Genomic DNA, 22066 nt, shown 5'->3' with positions numbered 1-22066 from the left:
ATTCTCTCAGTTTTTTAAAAGAGGCGGGCGCAATCATACTTGCACCCGCCCCGCTCATGCTCTGTTAAGCGCTTTCAATTCTCAGATCATCATGTCCGCAGACCGGCTTTCCGGTACCGTCCACCACGGATTTCGTGATGCGGCATGTCTTCAGTGTCTCGTCAGATGGGGCATGATACATGGTATCCATCATGATATTTTCCATGATCGCCCGGAGCCCTCTGGCGCCGGTCTTCCTCTTCAGGGACGTGTCCGCGATCGCCTCCAGAGCATCCTGGTCAAAGGTCAGCTCCACTCCGTCCAGCTCCAGCATCTTCTGATACTGCTTGACAATGGCGCTCTTTGGCTCTGTCAGGATGCGGATCAGGGCATCACGGTCCAGCATCTCCAGGGATACCGTTACCGGGAGACGTCCCACCAGCTCGGGGATCAGTCCGAACTTCACCAGATCCTGGGGAAGCACCTGTTTTAAGAGACGGTCAATGTCATCCTCGTGCCCTGCGGCAATCTCAGCGTTGAATCCGATGGACTTCTGGTCGATCCTCTTCTCGATGATCTTCTCCAGTCCCTCAAAGGCCCCGCCGCAGATAAACAGGATATTGGAGGTGTCGATCTGGATCAGCTCCTGATGAGGATGCTTTCTTCCTCCCTGAGGCGGCACATTTGCCACCGTCCCCTCAATGATCTTCAGGAGAGCCTGCTGTACGCCCTCACCGGAGACGTCTCTGGTGATGGATGGATTCTCAGACTTTCTGGTGATCTTGTCTATCTCGTCAATATAGATGATGCCGTACTCTGCCCGCTCGATGTCCCCATCGGCAGCCTGGATGATCTTGAGCAGGATATTTTCCACATCCTCGCCCACGTATCCGGCCTCTGTCAGCGCAGTGGCGTCCGCAATGGCAAACGGCACATTGAGGATCCTGGCCAGCGTCTGGGCCAGCAGCGTTTTTCCGCATCCTGTAGGTCCCAGCATGAGGATATTGCTCTTTTTCAGCTCCACGCCCAGATCCTTCTCGGCCATGATCCGTTTATAGTGATTATATACTGCAACAGACAATACCTTTTTGGCCTCATCCTGGCCGATGACATACTCATCGAGGAAGCCTTTGATCTCCTCCGGCTTCAGTAGATTGATATCATCAAAGGGATTGATATTTCTGGTATTTTCATATTCAAATTCTTCTTCCATGATCTCGGCGCACACATCAATACACTCATCGCATATATACACGCCGCTCGGACCTGCAATCAGCTTGCGCACCTGTGACTGGGGCTTGTTGCAGAACGAGCATCTTATCTGGTCATCATTTCTTCCTGCCATACTCTCACCTCATCAAATCAGTTTTCGAAAAAACAAAGGACCGGCATACCAGGAGGTCTCTCTCCTGTGTATGCCCGCCCCCGGTTTTATTTACGGCTTGATATAATTTCATCCACTAATCCATATGCCTTAGCCTCTTCGGCAGACATAAAGTTGTCGCGGTCCGTATCGGCACAGATGACTTCCAGCGGCTGCCCTGTGTTCTCCGCAAGGATCCTGTTCAGAGTATCCTTTGTCTTCTGGATATGCTGGGCTGCGATCTGGATCTCTGTCGCCTGTCCCTGTGCTCCGCCGGAGGGCTGATGGATCATGATCTCCGAGTGAGGCAGCGCAAAACGCTTGCCCTTTGCTCCTCCCGCGAGGAGGAAAGATCCCATGCTTGCCGCCATACCGATACAGTATGTGCACACATCGCATTTAATATACTGCATGGTATCGTAAATTGCCATTCCTGCTGTGACAGATCCCCCCGGGCTGTTGATGTAGAGATGGATGTCCTTCTCCGGGTCCTCAGCCTCCAGGAACATAAGCTGTGCCACGACCACGCTGGCGGACACGTCTGTCACTTCCTCTCCAAGGAAGATGATCCTGTCTTTCAAAAGTCTGGAATAAATGTCGTAGGAGCGCTCTCCACGGCTGGTCTGTTCAATGACATAAGGTACTAAACTCATGCAAACTCCTCCTGTCTATATGCACGGCTGTCCGCTTACTCTGTAACTGCGTTCTCCACCAGGAAGGTCACTGCCTCCTGTACAGCCATGTCTTCTTTCATCTGTTTTTTCTCGTCCTCGCCCATGTACTCTTTCAGCTTGTCAGCCTCCATCTTGTACATCTCGGCCATCTTCTGGATCTCCTCATCCAGCTTCTCATCGCTGATCTCAATGTTCTCAGCCTTTGCAACAGCCTCCAGCACAAGGCGTGTCTGGATGCGGTTCACTGCCTGGGGTTTCAGATCCTCAAGCATCTTGTCTGTTGTCTGTCCTGTGAACTGGCAGTACTGCTCCATAGTCAGACCCTGCTGCTGCATCCTTCTTGCGAAGTCGTCCAGCATCTGTCTTGCCTGTGTGTCGATCATGGCATCCGGGATCTCCATGGTTGCGTTGGCAACTGCCTGCTCTACAGCCTGGTTCTCCTGTTTTGTCTTTCCTTCAGACTCTTTCTGCTCTTTGATCTTTGCCTTGATGTCTGCCTTGTATTCATCTAATGTATCAAACTCGGAAACTTCTGCCGCGAACTCATCGTCGATCTCCGGAAGCTCTTTTGCCTTGATCTCGTGGATCATGCATTTAAATACAGCTTCTTTGCCCTTCAGATCCTCTGCGTGGTAGTCTTCCGGGAAAGTAACCTTCACTTCTTTCTCCTCGCCGGAGTTCACACCAACAAGCTGCTCCTCAAATCCCGGGATAAAGGAACCGGAACCGATGGTCAGCGGATAGTTCTCACCTTTTCCTCCCTCGAAAGCCTCGCCGTCAACGAATCCCTCGAAGTCGAGGATCACTTCGTCGCCATCCTGTACCGGACGATCCTCAACTGTGATGGTTCTTGCGTTCTTCTCAGCTTCCTCCTGAAGTTTTGCTTCGATCTCTTTCTGTGTTACGCGGTTGGAAACCTTGTCAACCTTCAGTCCCTTGTACTCTCCAAGTGTCACTTCCGGTTTCACAGCAACCTCTGCTGTAAAGATAAACGGTTTGCCCTTCTCGATCTGAACGATGTCGATCTTCGGCTGGGAAGCGATCTCCAGCTCGCACTCATCGTAAGCGTCAGAGTAAGCCTTCGGGATCAGCGCGTTTGCAGCGTCATCATAAAAGATCTCTGCTCCGTACATTTTTTCAATCATCTGGCGCGGAACTTTCCCCTTACGAAAGCCCGGGATGCTGATCTTGGATTTCTGTTTGTTGTAAGCAGTCTGAAGTGCCTTTTCCAGTTCTTCAGCAGAAACCTCGATGGTCAGCTTCGCCATGTTTTTCTCTAATTTCTCTACCTGTAAACTCATGAAAATATTCCTCCTGTTTCTAACCTGCCGTGGGCCCTCACAAAGCGCCTCTTCCAAAAAAGTATGCAAGGCAGGCATTCTGCATACACTCATTTAAAGAGTATAACACAAACCCTTCAAAATAGCCAGCTTTATTTAAGATAAATAATGGACTCAGCCACCTCATCCGCCTTCAGCTTGTCAGAGAGAACTTCCACCAGCTTCAGCCCGAAGTCAATGGCTGTTCCCATCCCCCTGCTTGTGATGATATTGCCGTCCTGGACAACAGGCGCCTTCACCAGTACCGCTCCGGCCAGCTTATCTTCAAAGGAGGGGTAGCATATGGCCCTCTTACCTTTCAGAAGTCCCATATTTCCCAGTATGCTGGGAGCCGCACAGATGGCGCCCACATATTTCCCGCTCTCGCAGAATTCCTTCACCACTTTCCGCACGCCCGGGTGTGCTTCCAGGTTCGTGGTGCCCGGCATGCCTCCCGGCAGGACCAGCATGTCAAACTCCGCAAACTCCACCTCATCGAACAGATCCTCCGTCTGCACGTTGATGCCGTGGGAACCGGCCACCATATAGTCGTCCGATATGGAGATCGTGTCCACATATATCCTTGCACGCCTGAGCAGATCCACTGCTGTGAGCGCCTCGATTTCTTCAAAACCATCTGCAAGTAACACTGCTGCTTTTTTCATTGCAATTCCTCCTCTTTTTATCCATATTGTTATAGTAGCAGACTGCTTCTCAAAAAGCAATTCATTTACATTTTTCACTTTTTATGTTATCCTGTAAGGGCAGGACCGCCGGTGCCTGCGGAAAGGAGATTACATCAATTATGGAAATCGAACGTAAATATCTGATCCCGGAGATCCCCTCCGGCCTGGATATACAGAAGACCCGCATCATTGAGCAGGGCTATCTGTGCACAGCCCCTGTGGTGCGCATCCGCCGGGACAACGACGACTATATACTGACTTACAAATCCAAGGGCCTGATGGTGCGCGAGGAGTACAATCTTCCTCTGACCCGGGAGGCCTACGAGCATCTGAAAGAAAAGATCGACGGACGTCTCATACAGAAGGTACGCCATGTCATTCCTCTTGGCGGCGGCCTGTCCATCGAGCTGGATGTCTTTCAGGGAGACTTAGCACCCCTTGTTCTGGCAGAGGTGGAGTTCCCCACCGAAGAGATGGCAGAGAGCTTCTGCCCGCCGGAGTGGTTCGGGGAAGATGTGACCTTCTCCAGCCAGTATCACAACAGCACGTTGAGCCAGCTTTGACTATTTCGCAACATTCTGTTGCTTTTATATGAATTTAGCTACGTTCCGTTGCATAATCATCCAGGGATCTGGTTAATTGCTATACTATGTGTTACCGAAAAACAGACGGAGGTACAGCAATGGCCAGCATCCAGCAGCTCGCAAACAATCTAAAATTTCTGCGGACCATAACCGGCAGGACCCAGGATGACCTGGCTGCCTATCTCAATATTTCCAGACAGGCGTACTCCCACTATGAGACATCCAAGCGGACGCCTGATCCGGATACTCTGCTGCGCCTTTCTTCTCTGTATCACGTCTCCGTTGATGTACTTCTGGGAATCGACCTGACTGCCTATTCCGCGAAATTCGCTGAGAGCGGCATGTTCATGGAGGATTCCTCCTCATACAGCACAAAAGCTTTGGGAGAGGACCTGTGTCTTCTCCAGCTCACAAAAGAAGAAGCGGAATTTATTACTAAACTCCGCCTTCTTCCACCTGCGGAAAGAGAAAAATTCTTCCGTCTTTCCGATATTTTCTTTCATAATCCCTGATAAAGTCTCTTCTCTGTCCTACTCTACAAGAGCAAGGGCAAATCCCTCATGCACTGCGTTCATTGCCTCTTCTATATCCTTTTCATCGATCAGCACAGTGATGCGGATCTCTGACGTTGAGATCATGTTGATATTGATGCGGGAATTGTACAGAGACTCAAACATCTTGGCAGCCACTCCCGGGTTGCTCATCATGCCTGCTCCCACAACGGAGATCTTTGCCACCTTTGCATTGTATGTAATATCCTGAATAGTCAGCGCCTCTTTGTACTCCTCCAGCACTTCCAGCGCGCGCTTCAGCTCGTCTTCCGCAACTGTAAAGGAGATATCTTTTGTCCCCTCTCTTCCCACAGACTGGAGGATGATATCCACATTGATATTGTTTGCGGCAAGTGTATTAAAGATCCTGAAAGCGATGCCCGGCTTATCCTCCACACCTATAACAGAGATCCTGGCTGTATTTTTGTCGGCTGCAACGCCTGTAATTAACATTTTTTCCATCTTTACTTTCTCCTTGATAATCGTTCCTTCACTGCGGTTCAGACTGGATCTCACTACCAGCTCTACCCCGTATTTCTTCGCCATCTCCACAGACCGGTTGTGCAGCACCTTGGCTCCGAGAGTGGCCAGCTCCAACATCTCGTCGTAAGTGATGGCATCCAGCTTTCTGGCATCTTTCACTACCCTCGGATCTGCCGTGTAGACCCCGTCCACATCTGTATAGATTTCACATTTATCTGCATGGAGAACAGCTGCCAGAGCCACTGCCGTGGTGTCGGAGCCTCCTCTTCCGAGGGTGGTGATATCCTCATATTTGTTCACACCCTGGAACCCTGTGACAATAACAATCTTGCGGGAGTCCAGCTCATGGCGGATCCGCTTTGTATCGATGGACTTGAATCTGGCATTTCCATACCGGGAAGTGGAATTCATCTTCACCTGGAACGCATTCAGGGAAACCGCCGGAACATGCATGGCATCCATGGCCATGGCCATCAGAGCCACCGATACCTGCTCTCCCGTTGTCATGAGCATATCCAGCTCTCTCTTTTTCGGCTCCGGGTTGATAGTTTTCGCAAGGGAGATCAGATCGTCCGTAGTGTCTCCCATAGCGGACAGCACGACGACCACGTCATGCCCTTCCCTGTAATCCTCAATGCAGCGCTGGGCCACATTGTAGATCCTGTCTTTGTCAGCGACGGAAGTTCCGCCGAATTTTTTTACAATCAGCATCTTCTCTTCTCTCTTTCCTTTATCTTTCATCCAGCTCCAGCAGATGGTCTATCAGCCTGTACCCATCCGGCCAGGAAAGGCCGCTCTGCCTGGCAGCGCTCTCTCCGTATGTGTGGACAAGGCCACTGTCCGCTCTTCGGCTGTCATAGATCATATAGGGAACCGGATCCTTTGTGTGGGTGCGGACTTTGATGGGTGTGGGATGATCAGGAAGCACCATGATCCGGTAGTCCTCCCCGGCCTGGTCCAGTCTGCCAGTGATCCGTCCGATCACTCTGCCGTCCAGATATTCGATGGCCTTGATCTTATCCTCTGTGCTGCCCTGGTGGCCCATCTCATCAGGCGCCTCCACATGGACGTAGGCAAAATCAAAGCCTCCCGTAAGAAGGGCATCCGCCGCCGCGTCCGCCTTTCCCTCATAGTTGGTGTGCAGTCCGCCGTTTGCTCCCTCCACCAGAATGCGCTCCATATCCGCCCCTACGGCCAGGCCTTTCAGAAGATCCACAGCCGAGATCATGACTCCCTTCTTCCCTGTCCTCTCCTCAAAGGAAGTCAGGGCAGGGCGGGTGCCGGCTCCCCAGAACCAGGCCGAGTTCGCCGGGTGGAGTCCCTTCGCCCGCCGCTCCTTGTTCAGCGGATGGGCGGACAGGATCTCATAGCTCTTTTCCATCATCTCCCGGAGCACCCTGTCCTCCGGGAGGTAGTCGCCTACCCGCTTTGTCAGTATATCGTGGGGAGGAGTCAGCTCAGATACCTCCCCATGGCTCCACACAAGGAGGTGCCGGTAACTTGTTCCCGCATAAAATGCATAGCCTTCTCTGGCCAGCCCCTGTTTCAGAGCTTCCAGCAGGATCTCTGCGTCTTCCGTGGAGATCTCGCTGGAGCTGTGGTCTATCATATGTCTGTCCTCATATTTGTCTTCTTTCTCGGACAGGGTGACCAGATTGCACCGAAAGGACACATCGTCGTCCGCCATGTCCACGCCTATACTCAGCGCCTCCAGGGGAGACCGTCCTGTATAGTAGATCTTCGGGTCATACCCCATGACAGACAGGTTGGCCGTGTCGCTGCCTGGCGCCATATCCTCCGGCACCATGGAGGCCATACCGATCTCCGCCTTTTCGGCGAGGCGGTCCATCACCGGGGTGTCCGCTGCCTCCAGGGTTGTCTTTCCTCCCAGTTCCTCCAGCGGCCATCCCGCCATTCCATCTCCTAGAACAACTATATATTTCATCGCGTCTTCCTTTCTGATACAGGGAAACTACTCTTCCACGCGGATCATGCCGAGGATCTGCCCTCCGAACTGCTCTGCCTTCTCTTCATAGCTGCCCTCCGGCATCTTCTCTGTCACAAATCCAAACTCACCGGACACTCCTTCTGCCTGGACAAACTGCACCATGCCAAAGACTGATGCCACTCTATCCTGCAGCACTTCCCGGCTGCCCTTCATACGGACAAAGAATCTGCGTTCCACATCCCTGCGGTCCTCGAGAGCCAGCTTCTCGCTGCTCCACATAACACCCAGATTCCGGTCCAGATTGCGGGCCTCCTCCACGATATCGCCCACCACGGCGCTGGCCGTGGGCAGCTTGCCTGCGCCGCTTCCGTAGAACATGGCGTCGCCGAGCATATTGCCGTGGACAAAGATAGAATTGAAGACGCCGTTGATGGCAAAGAGAGGATGCTCTGCCCGCAGAAGGCAGGGAGCCACCATGGCGTTCAGCTTCTCTCCGTCTCTCTTGCATGTGGCCAGGAGTTTAATGGTCATGCCCATGGCTTTGGCGTACTTCATATCCTCCACCGTGATCTTCGTGATCCCTTCACAGTAGATGTCCTCAAAATCCACCTGTTTTCCTGAAATGATAGAGGAGAGGATGGCGATCTTGCGGCAGGCGTCATAACCCTCCACATCCGCCTCCGGATTGCGCTCCGCAAAGCCGTTATCCTGTGCTTCCTTCAGCACTTCATCGTAGTCAGCACCCTCATAGAACATTTTTGTCATCATATAGTTCGTCGTCCCGTTAAGAATTCCTGTGATCTCCTCGATCACATCCCCTGTGAGGGAGGAGTGCAGAGGGCGCAGGATGGGAATACCGCCGCCCACGCTGGCCTCGAAGAGGAAGTTCACATTCTTATCCTTTGCGATCTTCAGAAGATCCGCACCGTGTTTGGCTACCAGAGCCTTGTTGGAGGTAGCCACGCTCTTGCCCGCCTCAAGGGACCGCTTCACAAATGTATATGCAGGCTCGATCCCTCCCATAACCTCCACCACGATCTTCACTTCTTCATCGCTGACGATCTCCTCAAAATCGTGGGTGATGAACTCCTGCACCGGATCATCCGGAAAATCACGCAGATCCAGCACATATTTGATGCGGAGCTCCTCGCCCAGCCTCTCATCGATGACTTTCTGATTGGTCCGGAGTACTTCCACCACACCAGACCCGACTGTTCCATAACCAAGTACTGCTATCTTTACCATATTTCCTCCCTTTTACTGCTGTGCCTTTAAGTATGCGTTCATAAACGGATCCAGATCCCCGTCCAGGACGGCCGAGACATTGGCGCTCTCCTCCCCTGTCCGCCGGTCTTTCACCAGTGTGTAGGGCTGCATGACGTAGGAGCGGATCTGGTTTCCAAACCCGATCTCTTTCACCTCGCCCCGGATGTCAGACACCTTTTCTGCCTGTTCCTGCTCTTTCAGCAGCTTCAGCTTTGCCTTCAGCATCTGCATAGCCTTCTCCCTGTTGTGGTGCTGGGACCTCTCGTTCTGGCACTGCACCACGATCCCTGTGGGCAGGTGGGTGATACGGATTGCTGACGATGTCTTGTTGACATGCTGGCCCCCTGCGCCGCTGGCGCGGTAGGTGTCGATCTTCAGTTCATCATCCGGGACCTCGATGTCCCCCACATTGTCCTCCATATCCGGTATGACATCACAGGAGGCAAAAGAAGTCTGCCTCTTTCCCGCCGCATTGAAGGGGGATATCCGCACAAGGCGGTGGACTCCCTTCTCCGACTTCAGGTATCCGTAGGCATTCATCCCATTTACTTCAAAGGTAACATTCTTGATGCCCGCAATATCTCCATCCAGGTAGTCCAGCACCTGAAGGCTGAACCCTTTCTTCTCCGCCCAACGGGTGTACATCCGGTAGAGCATACCTGTCCAGTCGCAGGACTCAGTGCCGCCCTCACCCGCGTGAAGAGTGACAATGGCGTTGCACCCGTCATACTCACCCGACAGCAGCGTCTGAATGCGGAGCGCCTCGAACTCCTCGGTAAACCGCTGCAGCTCTGATGCGATCTCCGGCAGCACCGACTCATCGTTCTCCTCCTCTGCCATCTCAATGAGCACTTCTATATCCTCATAGGTTCTCTTCAGTCCCTCCACTGTATCCAGCAGGTCCTTCAGATCTTTGAGCTCCTTCATCACATGCTGGGACTTGTCTGTGTCATCCCAGAATCCCGGCTCCTCGATCTTCCTCTCCAGTTCTTCTACCCGCTTTTCCTTGCCAGGGACGTCAAAGTGAATCCCTCATTCCGGCAAGAGGTTCCTCGTAAGCACTCAGTTCGCTTTTATACTGATCCAATACGACCACTTATCCTTCACCTCTTTCATTTCTATATTTATCCGGCTGCCCTACGCGCTCTGTTTGCGCCCGCAGCACTGTTTATATTTCTTTCCGCTTCCGCAGGGGCATGGATCATTTGGATAGATCTTCTTATCTGCCCTCTTTTTGGGAGCCCTCACAGCAGTGTCGTCCTTGTTGGTTCCTGTCACCTTGGCAACCTGCTCCCTCTCCACCTTCTGCTCGATTTTAATGTGGAACAGAGTGCGGATGGTGTCGGCCGTGATGGCCTTTGTCATATCGTCAAACATCTGGTATCCCAGCATCTTGTACTCGATCTTCGGATCACGCTGCCCGTAAGCCTGCAGTCCGATTCCCTGGCGGAGCTGATCCATATCGTCGATATGGTCCATCCACTTGGCGTCGATTACTTTCAGGAGGACAACCCTCTCTACTTCTCTTAAATGTTCCGGCTCCGGGAACTCTGTCTCCTTCATCTCGTAAGCCTTGACAGCTTTCTCCTTCAGGAAATGTTTCAGTTTCTTCTGATCCATCTTCTTCACATCTTCCGGAGTCACTGCCTCGATCATAGGAATCGTATTCTTCAGCGTCACATTCAGAGCTGTCAGGTCCCAGTCCTCTGGATCCTGGTCAGCGGAGATCTCTGTATCCACCATGTTCTCCACATACTCGTTGATCATATGGTAGATGGAGTCGCGCATGCTCTCGCCATCCAGGACTTTGCGCCTCTCCTCGTAGATGATCTCCCTCTGCTCGTTCATAACCTGGTCATACTCCAGCAGGTTTTTACGGATACCGAAGTTGTTGCTCTCGATCTTCTCCTGGGCTTTCTCAATGGCGCTGGAGAGCATCTTGTGTTCGATCTGCTCCCCGTCTTCCACGCCCAGAGCGTTGAATACGTTCATCAGACGCTCGGAGCCGAACAGACGCATCAGGTCATCTTCCAGAGAAATGTAGAACCTGGACTCGCCCGGGTCTCCCTGACGTCCGGAACGTCCGCGGAGCTGGTTGTCAATACGGCGGGACTCATGCCGCTCTGTACCGATGATCTTCAGACCACCGGCCGCCCTGGCCTCGTCGTCCAGCTTGATATCCGTACCACGGCCCGCCATGTTGGTGGCGATGGTAACTGCTCCGTGCTGTCCGGCCTGGGCTACGATCTCAGCCTCCATCTCATGGAACTTGGCATTCAGCACATTATGCTTGATGCCCCTCTTCTTCAGCATGCTGCTGAGGTGCTCGGACACTTCGATGGTAATTGTACCCACAAGGACAGGCTGTCCTTTCGCATGGGCTCTCTCCACCTCATCGCACACGGCCCGGAACTTCTCCCTCTGGGTCTTATAGACAGCGTCCTCCATATCCACACGGATCACCGGCATATTGGTGGGGATCTCCACCACGTCCATGCCGTAAATCTCACGGAACTCCTTCTCCTCTGTCAGAGCGGTACCGGTCATACCGCTCTTCTTTGCATATTTATTGAACAAGTTCTGGAAGGTGATGGTGGCAAGGGTCTTGCTCTCCCGCTTCACCTTCACATGCTCCTTGGCCTCGATAGCCTGGTGCAGGCCGTCAGAATAGCGCCGGCCAGGCATGATACGTCCGGTGAATTCGTCTACGATGAGCACCTCGTCATCCTTTACCACATAGTCCTGGTCGCGGAACATGAGGTTGTGCGCCCGCAGGGCCAGAATGATGTTGTGCTGGATCTCCAGGTTCTCCGGGTCTGCCAGGTTCTCGATGTGGAAGAACTTCTCCACCTTCTTCACGCCGTCCTCTGTCAGGTTGACGCTCTTTTCCTTCTCATTGACAATAAAGTCTCCCGTCTCCTCGATCTCCTCGCCCATAATGGCGTTGATCTTGGAGAACTCTCCGCTGGCCTCGCCCTTTTCCAGCTGGCGGGCCAGAATGTCGCAGGCCTCGTAGAGCTTTGTGGACTTGCCACTCTGGCCGGAAATGATCAGAGGCGTTCTGGCCTCGTCGATGAGCACAGAATCCACCTCATCGATGATGGCAAATTTCAGCCCCCTCTGCACAAGCTGCTCCTTGTAGATCACCATGTTGTCACGGAGGTAATCGAATCCCAGCTCGTTGTTGGTCACATAGGTAATGTCACAGTTGTAGGCTGCCCTTCTCTCATCATTGTCCATACTGTTGAGGACCACGCCCACAGTCAGCCCCAGGAACTCATGCACCTGGCCCATCCACTCCGCGTCACGCTTTGCCAGATAGTCGTTGACTGTCACGATGTGGACTCCCTCGCCTGTCAGCGCGTTCAGATAAGCCGGGAGGGTGGAGACAAGGGTCTTTCCTTCACCCGTCTTCATCTCTGCGATACGTCCCTGGTGGAGGATGATACCGCCGATGAGCTGTACTCTGTAATGGCGCATGCCCATCACGCGGGCAGCCGCCTCTCTCACAACAGCAAAAGCCTCCGGAAGTATGTCATCCAGAGTCTCACCTTTTGAAAGACGCTCTTTAAATTCCCTCGTCTTATCCTTCAGTTCACTGTCGGAGAGCTGCTTCATCTCCGGCTCCAGAGCCTCGATGTGATCCACAATGGGGTAGATACGCTTCAGCTCATTCTGGCTGTGTGTACCGAATATTTTTTCTATTAAACCCATGGTATTACTCCTTATCCAAAAAAATTACTCTATTCAACATTTTAACACCATCATCCGGTCAATTCAACATATTTATAAAGTGTTCATAATGTTCACAGACCCGTCATATTTTCCTTTTACCTGGCTGTGCCTGCCGAGTAATTTTTTACTTCATCATAAGGGATATCTCCTCCGTAGAGATCCAGGGCACTGCCGATGGTGAAATCCAGCCGCCCGCCGCTGACCCGCCGGAAGCACTCCAACTCGTCCAGGCTGCTGATGCCGCCTGCATATGTAATGGGAATCCCCTGGACCCCTGCCAGCATTTCCACAAGCCCCTCCTCGATCCCTGCAGATTTGCCTTCCACATCCACGCCGTGGACCAGAAACTCATCGCAGTACTCCTTCATCCAGTATAGGATCTCCTCGCCAAGCTGCACCTTTGTAAACTTCTGCCAGCGGTCTGTCACAATGTAATATTTTCCGTCCTTTTTCCTGCAGCTCACATCCAACACCACATGGCCGGCCCCCACGGCGTCTGCCAGCTTCTCCAGATTTTCCCACTGCACCTGCCCATCCTTGAATACGTAGGATGTGACCACCACATGGCTGGCTCCCGCTTTTATATAGGAAGAGGCATTGTCAGCGGTCACGCCGCCGCCGATCTGCAGTCCTCCCGGCCACACCGCCAGGGCCTCTGCCGCCTGCTGCCTGTCCGCCTCAAAGTAGGGGGATGATGGCGGGTTGAGGAGGATCATATGTCCCCCCTTCAGGTTGTCCCTGCGAAACATGTCTGCATAGAATGCCGCAGATCTCTCAGACACAAAATTCTCCTCTGCCTGGTCTCTCTCATCTTTCAGGCTTCCGCCTACGATCTGTTTTACTTTCCCATTATGTATATCGATGCATGGTCTGAATCTCATGGTCTCCTCCTGCCTGCACTGTACTCCTTCAGTCTTTCAAATTGTAATACCACAGGCGGAAAGGGAAATCCACCTGTGGCTCCTTCTTTTACTTCTTGATATCTTCCATTCCCTCTTTGACCTCATCGGCCATGTCATCCGCCCCATCACGGACTGCGTCTCCCGCCTCGTCCAGGACACCTTCATCTCTTGTCCCGTCTGTGGCGTCATTCATCGTGTTGTCCTGGGCCGTATTGTCCTGGGTCGCATTGTTCGGAGTCTCATCTTCCTGCTTCACCGCCCCATTATCCGCGTTATTATTTCCGCAGGCTGTCAGGGACGCGAATGACAGTGCGCATACCAGTATAAGAAGACCTTTTTTTAACTGTTTCATAGCAACTCTCCCTTTCATTGTTTTCTTTAGTTACTATCCGCAGTTCCATTTGTCTTTATGCGCACCTGTTTCGGGAAATTTTTTCCTTTTTTAAAGTTTTTCAGGGATCAGGCCGCTTCGGTAAGCGCCAAGGAGCTCGTTCAGATCCTGGATCTGCTCCCTCAGCCTGCGCCCGATATCCGTGTCACCCACCGTCTTCCTGGCCACAGTCCTCTTAACCACGATACTGTCCGAGTGGATGTCGCTCTCCTTCTCTATGGCTGCCTCTGTGGACTCAAAGGGCTCGTGGGCCGCCAGGATCAAACCGTAGGAATTGTAGATCAGGGTGTACCCGGCGATCCCCGTCTCTTTCTGGTAGGCCTTCGAAAATCCGCCGTCAATGACAAGCACCTTGCCTCCGCATTTTATAGGGCTCTCTCCTGCCTTGGACTTGACCGGCACATGGCCGTTTATAATGTGCGTTCCCTCCGCTGGCAGCCCGAACTCCTGCAGGATCCGATTGACCACGGACTCATCCTCCAGCAGCTCATAATAAGGATTCTTCCTCTCCTTGTGGGTCTCCTTCTCAGCCAGGAAATACCGCTCAAATGTGGCCATCTTGTCTTTGCCGAAGAGAGGCGAATTTTCGTGGAGCCAGATGTACCACATCATATCCTTTCCCCGCTCCCTTTCCTTCTTATCCAGAGCGAAATATCCTTTTCTCACATAACTCTCCAGCGCCTCGTACAGGGCTTTCCCCTTGTAGGCCCTCCCGTAAATGCGGACGGATTTCAGGGTGCCGTCCTGGTTTAAAGGCACGCATCCGTGATAGAGAAGGTTCTGGTTGTAGACTTTGTAAAGTCCGCCTTTGTTCAGCAGGAAACGCATGTGGGCCTGGAGCTTCTCGCAGTTCAGAAATGCCTTTTCCAGCCGGTCCATGATGTCCGCCTCCTCCGGGGAGAAGGCATAGGGATGCTCCGGATCTACAGTGGGGAAATTCTTGTCCAGAAGCTCATAGTGTTTTCCCTCTATCTCGATGGTGCCGGACTCAAAGTCAATATGGTGCAGAAGATTCCTCTTCTCCAGCTTAAATCCGGGGTTCTTCCGGATGATCTGTCCCTCCGCCTTGAACTGTATAATGGAGATCGCCTTGTGCATCTTCATCTCCATCTCCCGCTCCCGCACAGTGGCTCCGCCCCTGCCTTTCAGCGCAAAACAGGTACATGGATCCTCCCCGTAGGTGTCCATGGCAAAGGAGGCCAGGGGGAGCAGATTGATCCCGTAACCGTCCTCCAGTATATCCAGGTTCCCGTATCTGGCGCAGATCCGGATCACATTGGCGATACAGCCTCTCTGGCCCGCGGCTGCTCCCATCCAGAGCACGTCGTGGTTGCCCCACTGGATATCCACCGAGTGGTGCTGCATCAGCCGATCCATGATGATGTGAGGGCCCGGTCCCCTGTCATAGATGTCGCCCACAATGTGCAGGTGATCCACAGTCAGCCGCTGGATAACACCGCTCAGGGCCACAATGAACTCCTCCGCCCTCTCGGTCTCAATGATGCTGTTTATGATAGCATTATAGTAGAATTCTTTATCCCGAAGATCCGGCTTCTCCGTGATCAGCTCCTCGATCACATAGGCAAAATCCTGGGGCAGCGCCTTTCTCACTTTGGACCGTGTATACTTGCTCATAGTGCACTTGCACACTTCAATGAGCCGGTAGAGGGTGATCTTATACCAGTCCTCCATACACGGCTCTTCCCGGCGGATCCGGTCCATCTTCTCTCTCGGATAATAGATGAGCGTTGCCAGGGACTGCTTGTCCCTGGTACTCAGAGTGTTCCCAAACACATCATTGATCTTGCGGCGGATGGAGCCGGAACCGTTTTTGAGGACATGGGCAAACGCCTCGTACTCCCCGTGGATATCCGTCAGAAAATGCTCCGTAGCCTTGGGCAGATTCAGGATGGCCTGCAGGTTGATGATCTCCGTGGATGCCTTGGCGATCGACGGATACAGATCCGAGAGTCTCTCCAGATATTTCAGCTTCAGTTCTTCCATTATTCTATTTCCTCCTGAGGGGGATGATCCCTGCTGCAGCTTACAGCTGTATCACATCAGACATGTCATAGCGGCCCGGTCCTTTGCCTGCCAGGAACTTGGCAGCGGCCACGGCCCCCTTTGCAAAAAGCGCCTTGGAGTAGGCTGTATGTTTGAACTCGATCACCTCGTCCTCCCCGGCAAAGATCACCTCGTGCTCGCCCACGATGGTGCCGCCCCGGACAGCTGATATGCCGATCTCATGGCTGTCTCTCTTCTTTCTCTGTCCGCTCCTGTCATAGACATATGCATAATCCTCCTCCAGGGCTTCCTTCAGGGAATCCGCAAGGGCAATGGCTGTGCCGCTTGGAGCATCCACTTTCTGATTGTGATGCCTCTCCACGATCTCCATGTCAAATCCCTCCGGCGCCAGCACTTTCGCCGCATCCTGCAGCAGCTTCATGAGAAGGTTCACGCCCAGGGACATGTTAGCAGATTTCAGAAGAGCCGTCTTCTTAGCCGTCTCCTCCACCTTGCTCAGCTGCTCCTCTGAAAGCCCGGTAGTGCAAAGGACAACCGGCATCTGTTTCTCCCCGCACCAGTCCAGCAGGCGGTCCACAGCCGCCGCGTTGGAGAAATCGATGACAACGTCCGCCTCCACACCACACTCTCCGATGTCTCCAAAGACCGGGTAGTCATTCAGAGCCTGGGCCCTCATATCCACACCCGCCACGATCTCCATCTCCGGGTCTGCGGCCGCAAGCCTTGTGATGACCTGTCCCATCTTTCCGTTGCATCCATGCATGATCACTTTTACCATTTGTTTTTCCTCCATTGTATATATGTCATTATTTGCGGATATATATGCAAATATTATGCAAAAAGCAGAAAGGCCCCCTGCTCTTCTTCGCAGGAGACAGCCTTTCTGCCTCTGTCTGCCTTTTATGCAAGTTTGATTCCGAAATCTCTCATAGCCTGCGCCAGACTCTTCTCGTGCTCCGGCGACAGCTCCGTCAGCGGCATGCGAAGGCCTCCGCACTCCATTCCCATCAGATTGACAGCCTTCTTCACAGGGATGGGATTGACTTCACAGAACAGCTGCTCAATGAGTGGGATAGCCTTCAGCTGAAGCTCACAGGCACCCTGCACATCCCCGGCAAAAAATTTCGCACAGATATCATGCGTCTCCTTGGGAGCCACATTTGACAGGACTGAGATCACGCCTTTTCCGCCCAAGGACAGCAGGGGCACGATCTGGTCGTCATTGCCGGAATAGAGATCGATATTCCCATCTGTCAGGCTCATGATCCTTGCCACCTGGCTGATATTGCCGGAGGCCTCCTTCACGCCCACAATGTTGGGCACTTCCTTCACAAGGGTAGCCACTGTCTCCGGCGCGATATTCAGCCCTGTCCGGCTGGCTACGCTGTACATGATGATGGGCGCCTTGGCCTCGCTGGCCACAGCCTTGTAGTGGGCGATAAGTCCATTCTGCGTAGCCTTGTTGTAGTAGGGCGTCACGATCAGCAGTCCGTCCACCCCGTCCTCCACAGCTTCCTTTGACATATCGATGGTCGTATATGTAGCGTTGGAACCGGTTCCCGCGATCACGGGAAGACGATGCTTTGTGCGCTCTACCGCAAATTTGATACACTCCATATGCTCCTCTTCTGATAAAGTGGATGACTCTCCCGTCGTCCCGCAGATGATCAGACTGTCCGTTCCGTTCTCGCAATGGTAGTCGATCAGCTCATCCAGTTTATCAAAATTCACGCTTCCGTCTTCGTGAAACGGAGTAACCAGCGCTACTCCTGCACCTGTAAAAATAGCCATTGTCTTCCTCCTGCCCTTCAAAAAATTTATCTTTCAAAAAGTGTATCATTATTCATTTCCGATGTCAATGGACCCCTCAGTCATCCATGCACTCCAGCTTGCTCACAGACACCTCGTAGGCCGTCCTCTTCTCCGACTCAGTCTCCGACAGACGCTTCACATACTCCCTGCTCTGGATCCTGCCCAGCACCTGCACGTGCTCCCCCACCTCAAAAGAGGCGGCAAACCGGGCATTCCTTCCCCAGCAGATACAGGGGATATAGTCGGACTTTCCGTAGGGCCGGTTGACAGCCAGCAAAAGATCCGCAATCTCCCTCCCGAGGGGCGTCTTCCTGTAGACAGGCAGCTTGCAGATGTAGCCGTCCAGCAGGATGGTGTTGGTCTTGGCCCCGTCCGGCTCCTCATCGATGAAAGACACTTCCCGCACAAAGACGGACAGGATCAGCCGGTTTTTCTGCTCCTCGTGACGGTTGTAGGACCGGAACTGCCCGCTGGCCATGATAAATTCGCCCGTGTAATCCTGTGTCACGTCCAGAAGACGCTCCGAGATCATAAGCGGAATCCTGTCCTTGGAGGTGCTCAGACGCCGCACCAGCACATCCACCATGTAAAATCCTTCCCCGAACACTGTGTGGCTGAATGTGAATCCTGATGCGATCTGTCCCATGATAGTTACCTGGTTGTTTTCAATGATCTTATCTGACATGGTCTTAAAATCTCCCTTCCTCTTGATCGTATTTTGATGCTTTTAGAGTCACTACCTAATCTATGCGGGAATCACACATATTAGAACTATATTCCTTGTTTTTTTTCCGAAATATGATACACTAATAAAGTTACAGAAAAAAAGTTTTAAAATAAGAAGAGAAAAGGAAGATTTCATATGAAGACAAAACGCGAAGATGTGCGTAATATTGCGATCATCGCCCATGTTGACCATGGCAAGACAACACTTGTAGATGAACTTTTAAAGCAGAGCGGCGTGTTCCGCGAGAACCAGGAGGTGGCCGAGAGGGTCATGGACTCCAACGATATCGAGCGGGAACGTGGAATTACCATTCTCTCAAAAAATACAGCCGTCTTCTACAAGGGGACGAAGATCAATATCGTGGACACACCGGGTCATGCCGACTTCGGAGGCGAGGTGGAGCGTGTCCTGAAGATGGTAAACGGTGTCATCCTCGTGGTGGACGCTTTTGAGGGCGCCATGCCCCAGACAAAATTCGTCCTGCGCAAGGCACTGGAACTGGATCTGCCCGTCATCGTCTGCATCAATAAGATCGACCGGCCGGAAGCACGGCCCGCGGAGGTCATCGACGAGGTGCTGGAGCTCCTCATCGATCTGGACGCCTCCGAAGAGCAGCTGGACTGCCCCTTTGTCTACGCCTCCGCCAAAGACGGATACGCCATGCTGGACATGGAGGACAAGCCGGAAAATATGGTCCCGCTTTTTGAGACGATCCTGGACTACATCCCCGCCCCGGAGGGGGACCCGGATGCCGGAACCCAGGTACTTATCAGCACTATCGACTACAACGAGTATGTGGGAAGGATCGGCATCGGCAAGGTAGACAACGGCACTATCCGCACAAACCAGGATGTGGTGGTTGTCAACCACCACGACCCGGAGCGCCAGGCAAAAGTGCGCATCAGCCGGCTCTACGAGTTTGACGGGCTGAACCGGGTGGAGGTAAAAGAGGCCTCCATCGGATCCATTGTAGCCATATCCGGCATCTCGGACCTGTCCATCGGAGATACCATCTGTTCACCGGAAAGCCCCCAGGCCATCCCCTTCCAGAAGATCTCCGAGCCTACCATTGCCATGCAGTTCAAGGTCAATGACAGTCCATTTGCCGGCAAGGAAGGAAAGTACGTGACATCCCGGCACATCCGCGACCGCCTGTTCCGGGAGCTGAACACAGATGTCAGCCTCCGGGTGGAGGAGACAGAAGACATGGACACGTTCAAGGTATCCGGCCGCGGCGAACTTCATCTGTCCGTCCTCATTGAGAACATGCGCCGGGAAGGCTATGAATTCGCCGTCAGCAAGGCGGAAGTCCTCTACAAGAAGGACGAGAACGGCAAAGTCCTGGAACCTATGGAGATGGCCTACATCGACGTGCCGGATGAATTCACAGGCGTGGTCATTGAGAAGCTGGGCCAGAGAAAAGGTGAGCTGCGCAGCATGGGCCCCATCGGCGGCAATTACACCAGGATGGAGTTCTCCATCCCCTCCAGGGGACTCATCGGATACCGGGGTGATTTTCTCACCGACACAAAGGGAAATGGGATCATGAACACAGCTTTTGACGGATATGCACCCTACAAAGGCGATATCCAGTACCGAAAACAGGGCTCCCTCATTGCCTACGAGACAGGAGAGTCTGTCACCTACGGCCTGTACAGCGCCCAGGAGAGAGGCGCGCTCTTCATCGGCCCCGGCGAGAAGGTGTACGCCGGAATGGTCATCGGCGAAAACGGCAAGACGGACGATATCGAGGTCAACGTGTGCAAAACCAAGCACCTCACCAACACCCGCTCCTCCAGCGCGGACGAGGCGCTGCGCCTGACTCCTCCGCGAATCCTGAGTCTGGAGCAGGCTCTGGATTTCATCGACACGGATGAACTTCTGGAAGTGACGCCCAAATCCCTGCGGATCCGCAAGAAGATCCTGGATCCCAAGCTGCGCAAGCGGAGCAACAACAAATAATCAATCTGATCACAAGGAGCATTTATGGATTTTTTATGGTTTCTGGAAAATCTGCGCACTCCCGCTGCAGACCAGATCATGCAGTTTATCACATATCTTGGAGAGGAGACAGCGGTCATACTGGTGCTCTGTCTCCTCTACTGGTGTGTCAGCAAAGAGCTGGCTCTTAAGATCAGCTTTTCCTACTTCCTGGCAGGGCTTGCTGTGCAGACGCTGAAGGTCACTTTGCGCATCCCCCGCCCCTGGGTGCTGGATCCTGCATTCCCGCCGGTGGAGAGCGCCGTTCCGGCCGCCACGGGATACTCCTTTCCAAGCGGCCACACCCAGAGCGCTGCCTGTCTGTACGGCTCTCTCGGTGTCCATGCCTCCAGAAAAAGCATAAAATTCCTCTTCTTTGCTGTTGTCATCCTGGTCGGATTTTCCCGCATGTACCTGGGATGCCATACCCCCTGGGACGTGCTGGCCTCCCTGGCCATCTCCGCCCTTTTCATCTGGCTGACACAGCGGCTGCTCCCGCGCCTTATAGCCAGGCCAATCCGCGCCCGGATCTTATTCGGGTTTCTTCTCCTTGTCTGTCTGGGCGTTATGGTCTGCGCTCTTGTACTCCTCAACTGCGGCCTCCTTCCTCTGGCTTACGCCGCGGACTGCTTTAAGGCTGCAGGAGCCGGACTTGGTTTTACCGTGGGATGGTATCTGGAGGTCACCAGGCTCCGGTTTCAGACCGCCGCGCCCCGGCTCTGGATGCAGGCAGTCAAATTTCTGGCCGGAATTTTGGGAATTTTAGTCCTGGATGCTCTGATTCCTCTCATTACCGGTGAATGTGTGATTGCAAAAATCATAAAATACTTTATACTGGTATTATGGATCATGGTCATCTACCCTGCTCTGTTCAGCCGGGTGGTTCCGCCCTGTCCGAAAAAATAATACCCAAAGGAGAAGCCTATGAAAAAGTATTTTGCCGCCTTCCTCTCCCGCCTGGCCATGTTCATGGAATTTTTCATTTCCATCATGCTTGCTGTCGGCATCATCCTGCTGTGCCTGCGTCTGGCCAGCTCACTGATGTATATACCGGACCTGGACAAATATCCGAACTACGAGGATCTGCTCGAAGCCTGCTTCGAGCTCATCATCGGTGTGGAGCTGATACGAATGATGTATTACCACACGCCGGACACTGTATTTGAAGTGCTCCTCTTTGCCATCGCAAGGCAGATCATCATGGACCACTCTTCTGCCTTTTCCAGCCTGATCGGGGTGTGCGCCATCGCCGTCCTGTTCGCTACAAGGAAGTACCTCTTCTTCGGCTTCGATCTGGCGGACAAAAATCTGTTCCGGGGGTCGTCCCGGGTGCGGGTGGTAAACAAGCTCATGGGGTGTCAGATCCCACATGAGACGGACGCCGAGACCCTGGAGGAGGTCCTCCGCGCCAGGTGCGCCGCCGAGGACATAGAGCCCAGAGAGGGCGCCTGCGTCTATTTTGAGGATACAGGACTTCGGGTAGCCAAAATGCGTGACGGAAAAATTTCAAGAATTGAAGTAATACATGCTATACATTGACAGAAAAACATGCTATACTCGATATATCAGATAGAAATGAATTGTCCTACATTTTTGTCAGACATTATTTCTCCTGAAATCATATCGTAAAGGAGTTGGACA

Annotated in this window: 20 protein-coding genes; 5 read left to right on the top strand and 15 right to left on the bottom strand. The window is 53.0% G+C overall.

Annotation, left to right across the window (positions count from 1 at the left end; translation table 11 throughout):
- Positions 1 to 64: 64 nt before the first annotated feature.
- From clpX to INF30_RS05895, 4 genes are all read right to left on the bottom strand, one after another.
- Positions 65 to 1324 (bottom strand): ATP-dependent Clp protease ATP-binding subunit ClpX, encoded by a 1260-nt coding sequence (gene clpX, locus INF30_RS05910; RefSeq protein ID WP_076776638.1) that lies wholly within the window; start codon positions 1322 to 1324, stop codon positions 65 to 67.
- Positions 1325 to 1410: 86 nt separating this feature from the next.
- Positions 1411 to 1995: an ATP-dependent Clp endopeptidase proteolytic subunit ClpP gene (clpP, locus tag INF30_RS05905; protein ID WP_076776636.1), complete on the bottom strand. Its 585-nt coding sequence runs from the start codon at positions 1993 to 1995 to the stop codon at positions 1411 to 1413.
- Positions 1996 to 2030: 35 nt separating this feature from the next.
- Positions 2031 to 3317 carry a trigger factor gene (tig, locus tag INF30_RS05900; protein WP_226394536.1) on the bottom strand — a complete coding sequence of 429 codons (1287 nt, stop codon included), beginning with the start codon at positions 3315 to 3317 and terminating at the stop codon, positions 2031 to 2033.
- 131 nt (positions 3318 to 3448) lie between these two features.
- Positions 3449 to 4000 carry a DJ-1 family glyoxalase III gene (locus INF30_RS05895; protein WP_076776632.1) on the bottom strand — a complete coding sequence of 184 codons (552 nt, stop codon included), beginning with the start codon at positions 3998 to 4000 and terminating at the stop codon, positions 3449 to 3451.
- Between the two features lie 140 nt (positions 4001 to 4140).
- Between INF30_RS05895 and INF30_RS05890 the strand changes: the two genes are divergently transcribed.
- Together INF30_RS05890 and INF30_RS05885 are read left to right on the top strand one after the other, a co-directional pair.
- Complete coding sequence (locus INF30_RS05890) at positions 4141 to 4584, top strand: CYTH domain-containing protein (protein WP_226394535.1); 444 nt, start codon at positions 4141 to 4143, stop codon at positions 4582 to 4584.
- Positions 4585 to 4703: 119 nt separating this feature from the next.
- Positions 4704 to 5117 carry a helix-turn-helix transcriptional regulator gene (locus tag INF30_RS05885; RefSeq protein WP_076776628.1) on the top strand — a complete coding sequence of 138 codons (414 nt, stop codon included), beginning with the start codon at positions 4704 to 4706 and terminating at the stop codon, positions 5115 to 5117.
- 18 nt (positions 5118 to 5135) lie between these two features.
- Here INF30_RS05885 and INF30_RS05880 read toward each other — a convergent pair whose 3' ends face one another.
- The 11 genes from INF30_RS05880 to INF30_RS05830 form a co-directional block, all read right to left on the bottom strand.
- The gene (locus INF30_RS05880) at positions 5136 to 6350 is read right to left on the bottom strand and encodes an aspartate kinase (RefSeq protein WP_226394534.1); all 1215 of its coding nucleotides are present in this window, start codon (positions 6348 to 6350) and stop codon (positions 5136 to 5138) included.
- 19 nt (positions 6351 to 6369) lie between these two features.
- A complete protein-coding gene (locus tag INF30_RS05875) occupies positions 6370 to 7584 on the bottom strand; it encodes a cofactor-independent phosphoglycerate mutase (protein WP_076776626.1) in 1215 nt (404 codons plus the stop codon).
- Between the two features lie 27 nt (positions 7585 to 7611).
- Positions 7612 to 8832, bottom strand: a complete 1221-nt coding sequence (locus tag INF30_RS05870; protein WP_226394533.1) for a homoserine dehydrogenase — start codon at positions 8830 to 8832, stop codon at positions 7612 to 7614.
- A 12-nt stretch (positions 8833 to 8844) separates the two neighbouring features.
- Positions 8845 to 9949 (bottom strand): peptide chain release factor 2 gene (prfB, locus tag INF30_RS05865; protein WP_157888387.1). Its coding sequence is split into 2 segments (ribosomal slippage): positions 8845 to 9873 and positions 9875 to 9949, totalling 1104 coding nucleotides; the frame shifts between segments, so codons are not numbered across the junction.
- Positions 9950 to 9990: 41 nt separating this feature from the next.
- Positions 9991 to 12567: a preprotein translocase subunit SecA gene (gene secA / locus INF30_RS05860; RefSeq protein ID WP_226394532.1), complete on the bottom strand. Its 2577-nt coding sequence runs from the start codon at positions 12565 to 12567 to the stop codon at positions 9991 to 9993.
- 116 nt (positions 12568 to 12683) lie between these two features.
- Positions 12684 to 13469 (bottom strand): phosphoribosylformimino-5-aminoimidazole carboxamide ribotide isomerase, encoded by a 786-nt coding sequence (gene hisA / locus INF30_RS05855; protein ID WP_226394531.1) that lies wholly within the window; start codon positions 13467 to 13469, stop codon positions 12684 to 12686.
- A gap of 88 nt (positions 13470 to 13557) precedes the next feature.
- Positions 13558 to 13842 (bottom strand): hypothetical protein, encoded by a 285-nt coding sequence (locus INF30_RS05850; RefSeq protein WP_076776616.1) that lies wholly within the window; start codon positions 13840 to 13842, stop codon positions 13558 to 13560.
- Positions 13843 to 13932: 90 nt separating this feature from the next.
- A complete protein-coding gene (locus INF30_RS05845) occupies positions 13933 to 15885 on the bottom strand; it encodes a fructose-1,6-bisphosphatase (RefSeq protein WP_226394530.1) in 1953 nt (650 codons plus the stop codon).
- Positions 15886 to 15925: 40 nt separating this feature from the next.
- A complete protein-coding gene (gene dapB / locus INF30_RS05840) occupies positions 15926 to 16684 on the bottom strand; it encodes a 4-hydroxy-tetrahydrodipicolinate reductase (protein ID WP_076776611.1) in 759 nt (252 codons plus the stop codon).
- A 122-nt stretch (positions 16685 to 16806) separates the two neighbouring features.
- Positions 16807 to 17697 (bottom strand): 4-hydroxy-tetrahydrodipicolinate synthase, encoded by an 891-nt coding sequence (dapA, locus tag INF30_RS05835; RefSeq protein ID WP_076776609.1) that lies wholly within the window; start codon positions 17695 to 17697, stop codon positions 16807 to 16809.
- Positions 17698 to 17773: 76 nt separating this feature from the next.
- Positions 17774 to 18403, bottom strand: coding sequence for a single-stranded DNA-binding protein (locus INF30_RS05830; RefSeq protein WP_076776607.1), 630 nt, complete (start codon positions 18401 to 18403; stop codon positions 17774 to 17776).
- 177 nt (positions 18404 to 18580) lie between these two features.
- Between INF30_RS05830 and typA the strand changes: the two genes are divergently transcribed.
- The 3 genes from typA to INF30_RS05815 are packed head-to-tail and all read left to right on the top strand — an operon-like array spanning position 18581 to position 21964.
- Positions 18581 to 20407 (top strand): translational GTPase TypA, encoded by a 1827-nt coding sequence (gene typA / locus INF30_RS05825; protein ID WP_076776603.1) that lies wholly within the window; start codon positions 18581 to 18583, stop codon positions 20405 to 20407.
- 24 nt (positions 20408 to 20431) lie between these two features.
- A complete protein-coding gene (locus INF30_RS05820) occupies positions 20432 to 21331 on the top strand; it encodes a phosphatase PAP2 family protein (RefSeq protein ID WP_226394529.1) in 900 nt (299 codons plus the stop codon).
- 18 nt (positions 21332 to 21349) lie between these two features.
- On the top strand, positions 21350 to 21964 hold the full coding sequence (locus INF30_RS05815; RefSeq protein ID WP_226394528.1) for a transporter: 615 nt from the start codon (positions 21350 to 21352) through the stop codon (positions 21962 to 21964).
- The last annotated feature ends 102 nt before the right edge of the window (positions 21965 to 22066 follow it).

The organism is Claveliimonas monacensis, assembly GCF_014982975.1.
Taxonomy (GTDB): Bacteria; Bacillota; Clostridia; order Lachnospirales; family Lachnospiraceae; genus Claveliimonas; species Claveliimonas monacensis.
Note: the sequence above shows the minus strand (reverse complement) of the source record. Positions and strands in the feature narration are given on the sequence as shown.

What these genes read in the sequence shown, in the direction of transcription:
- clpX (WP_076776638.1), bottom strand. Translation starts at nt 1,324, where the DNA reads ATGGCAGGAAGAAATGATGACCAGATAAGATGCTCGTTCTGCAACAAG.
- clpP (WP_076776636.1), bottom strand. Translation starts at nt 1,995, where the DNA reads ATGAGTTTAGTACCTTATGTCATTGAACAGACCAGCCGTGGAGAGCGC.
- tig (WP_226394536.1), bottom strand. Translation starts at nt 3,317, where the DNA reads ATGAGTTTACAGGTAGAGAAATTAGAGAAAAACATGGCGAAGCTGACC.
- INF30_RS05895 (WP_076776632.1), bottom strand. Translation starts at nt 4,000, where the DNA reads ATGAAAAAAGCAGCAGTGTTACTTGCAGATGGTTTTGAAGAAATCGAG.
- INF30_RS05890 (WP_226394535.1), top strand. Translation starts at nt 4,141, where the DNA reads ATGGAAATCGAACGTAAATATCTGATCCCGGAGATCCCCTCCGGCCTG.
- INF30_RS05885 (WP_076776628.1), top strand. Translation starts at nt 4,704, where the DNA reads ATGGCCAGCATCCAGCAGCTCGCAAACAATCTAAAATTTCTGCGGACC.
- INF30_RS05880 (WP_226394534.1), bottom strand. Translation starts at nt 6,350, where the DNA reads ATGCTGATTGTAAAAAAATTCGGCGGAACTTCCGTCGCTGACAAAGAC.
- INF30_RS05875 (WP_076776626.1), bottom strand. Translation starts at nt 7,584, where the DNA reads ATGAAATATATAGTTGTTCTAGGAGATGGAATGGCGGGATGGCCGCTG.
- INF30_RS05870 (WP_226394533.1), bottom strand. Translation starts at nt 8,832, where the DNA reads ATGGTAAAGATAGCAGTACTTGGTTATGGAACAGTCGGGTCTGGTGTG.
- secA (WP_226394532.1), bottom strand. Translation starts at nt 12,567, where the DNA reads ATGGGTTTAATAGAAAAAATATTCGGTACACACAGCCAGAATGAGCTG.
- hisA (WP_226394531.1), bottom strand. Translation starts at nt 13,469, where the DNA reads ATGAGATTCAGACCATGCATCGATATACATAATGGGAAAGTAAAACAG.
- INF30_RS05850 (WP_076776616.1), bottom strand. Translation starts at nt 13,842, where the DNA reads ATGAAACAGTTAAAAAAAGGTCTTCTTATACTGGTATGCGCACTGTCA.
- INF30_RS05845 (WP_226394530.1), bottom strand. Translation starts at nt 15,885, where the DNA reads ATGGAAGAACTGAAGCTGAAATATCTGGAGAGACTCTCGGATCTGTAT.
- dapB (WP_076776611.1), bottom strand. Translation starts at nt 16,684, where the DNA reads ATGGTAAAAGTGATCATGCATGGATGCAACGGAAAGATGGGACAGGTC.
- dapA (WP_076776609.1), bottom strand. Translation starts at nt 17,697, where the DNA reads ATGGCTATTTTTACAGGTGCAGGAGTAGCGCTGGTTACTCCGTTTCAC.
- INF30_RS05830 (WP_076776607.1), bottom strand. Translation starts at nt 18,403, where the DNA reads ATGTCAGATAAGATCATTGAAAACAACCAGGTAACTATCATGGGACAG.
- typA (WP_076776603.1), top strand. Translation starts at nt 18,581, where the DNA reads ATGAAGACAAAACGCGAAGATGTGCGTAATATTGCGATCATCGCCCAT.
- INF30_RS05820 (WP_226394529.1), top strand. Translation starts at nt 20,432, where the DNA reads ATGGATTTTTTATGGTTTCTGGAAAATCTGCGCACTCCCGCTGCAGAC.
- INF30_RS05815 (WP_226394528.1), top strand. Translation starts at nt 21,350, where the DNA reads ATGAAAAAGTATTTTGCCGCCTTCCTCTCCCGCCTGGCCATGTTCATG.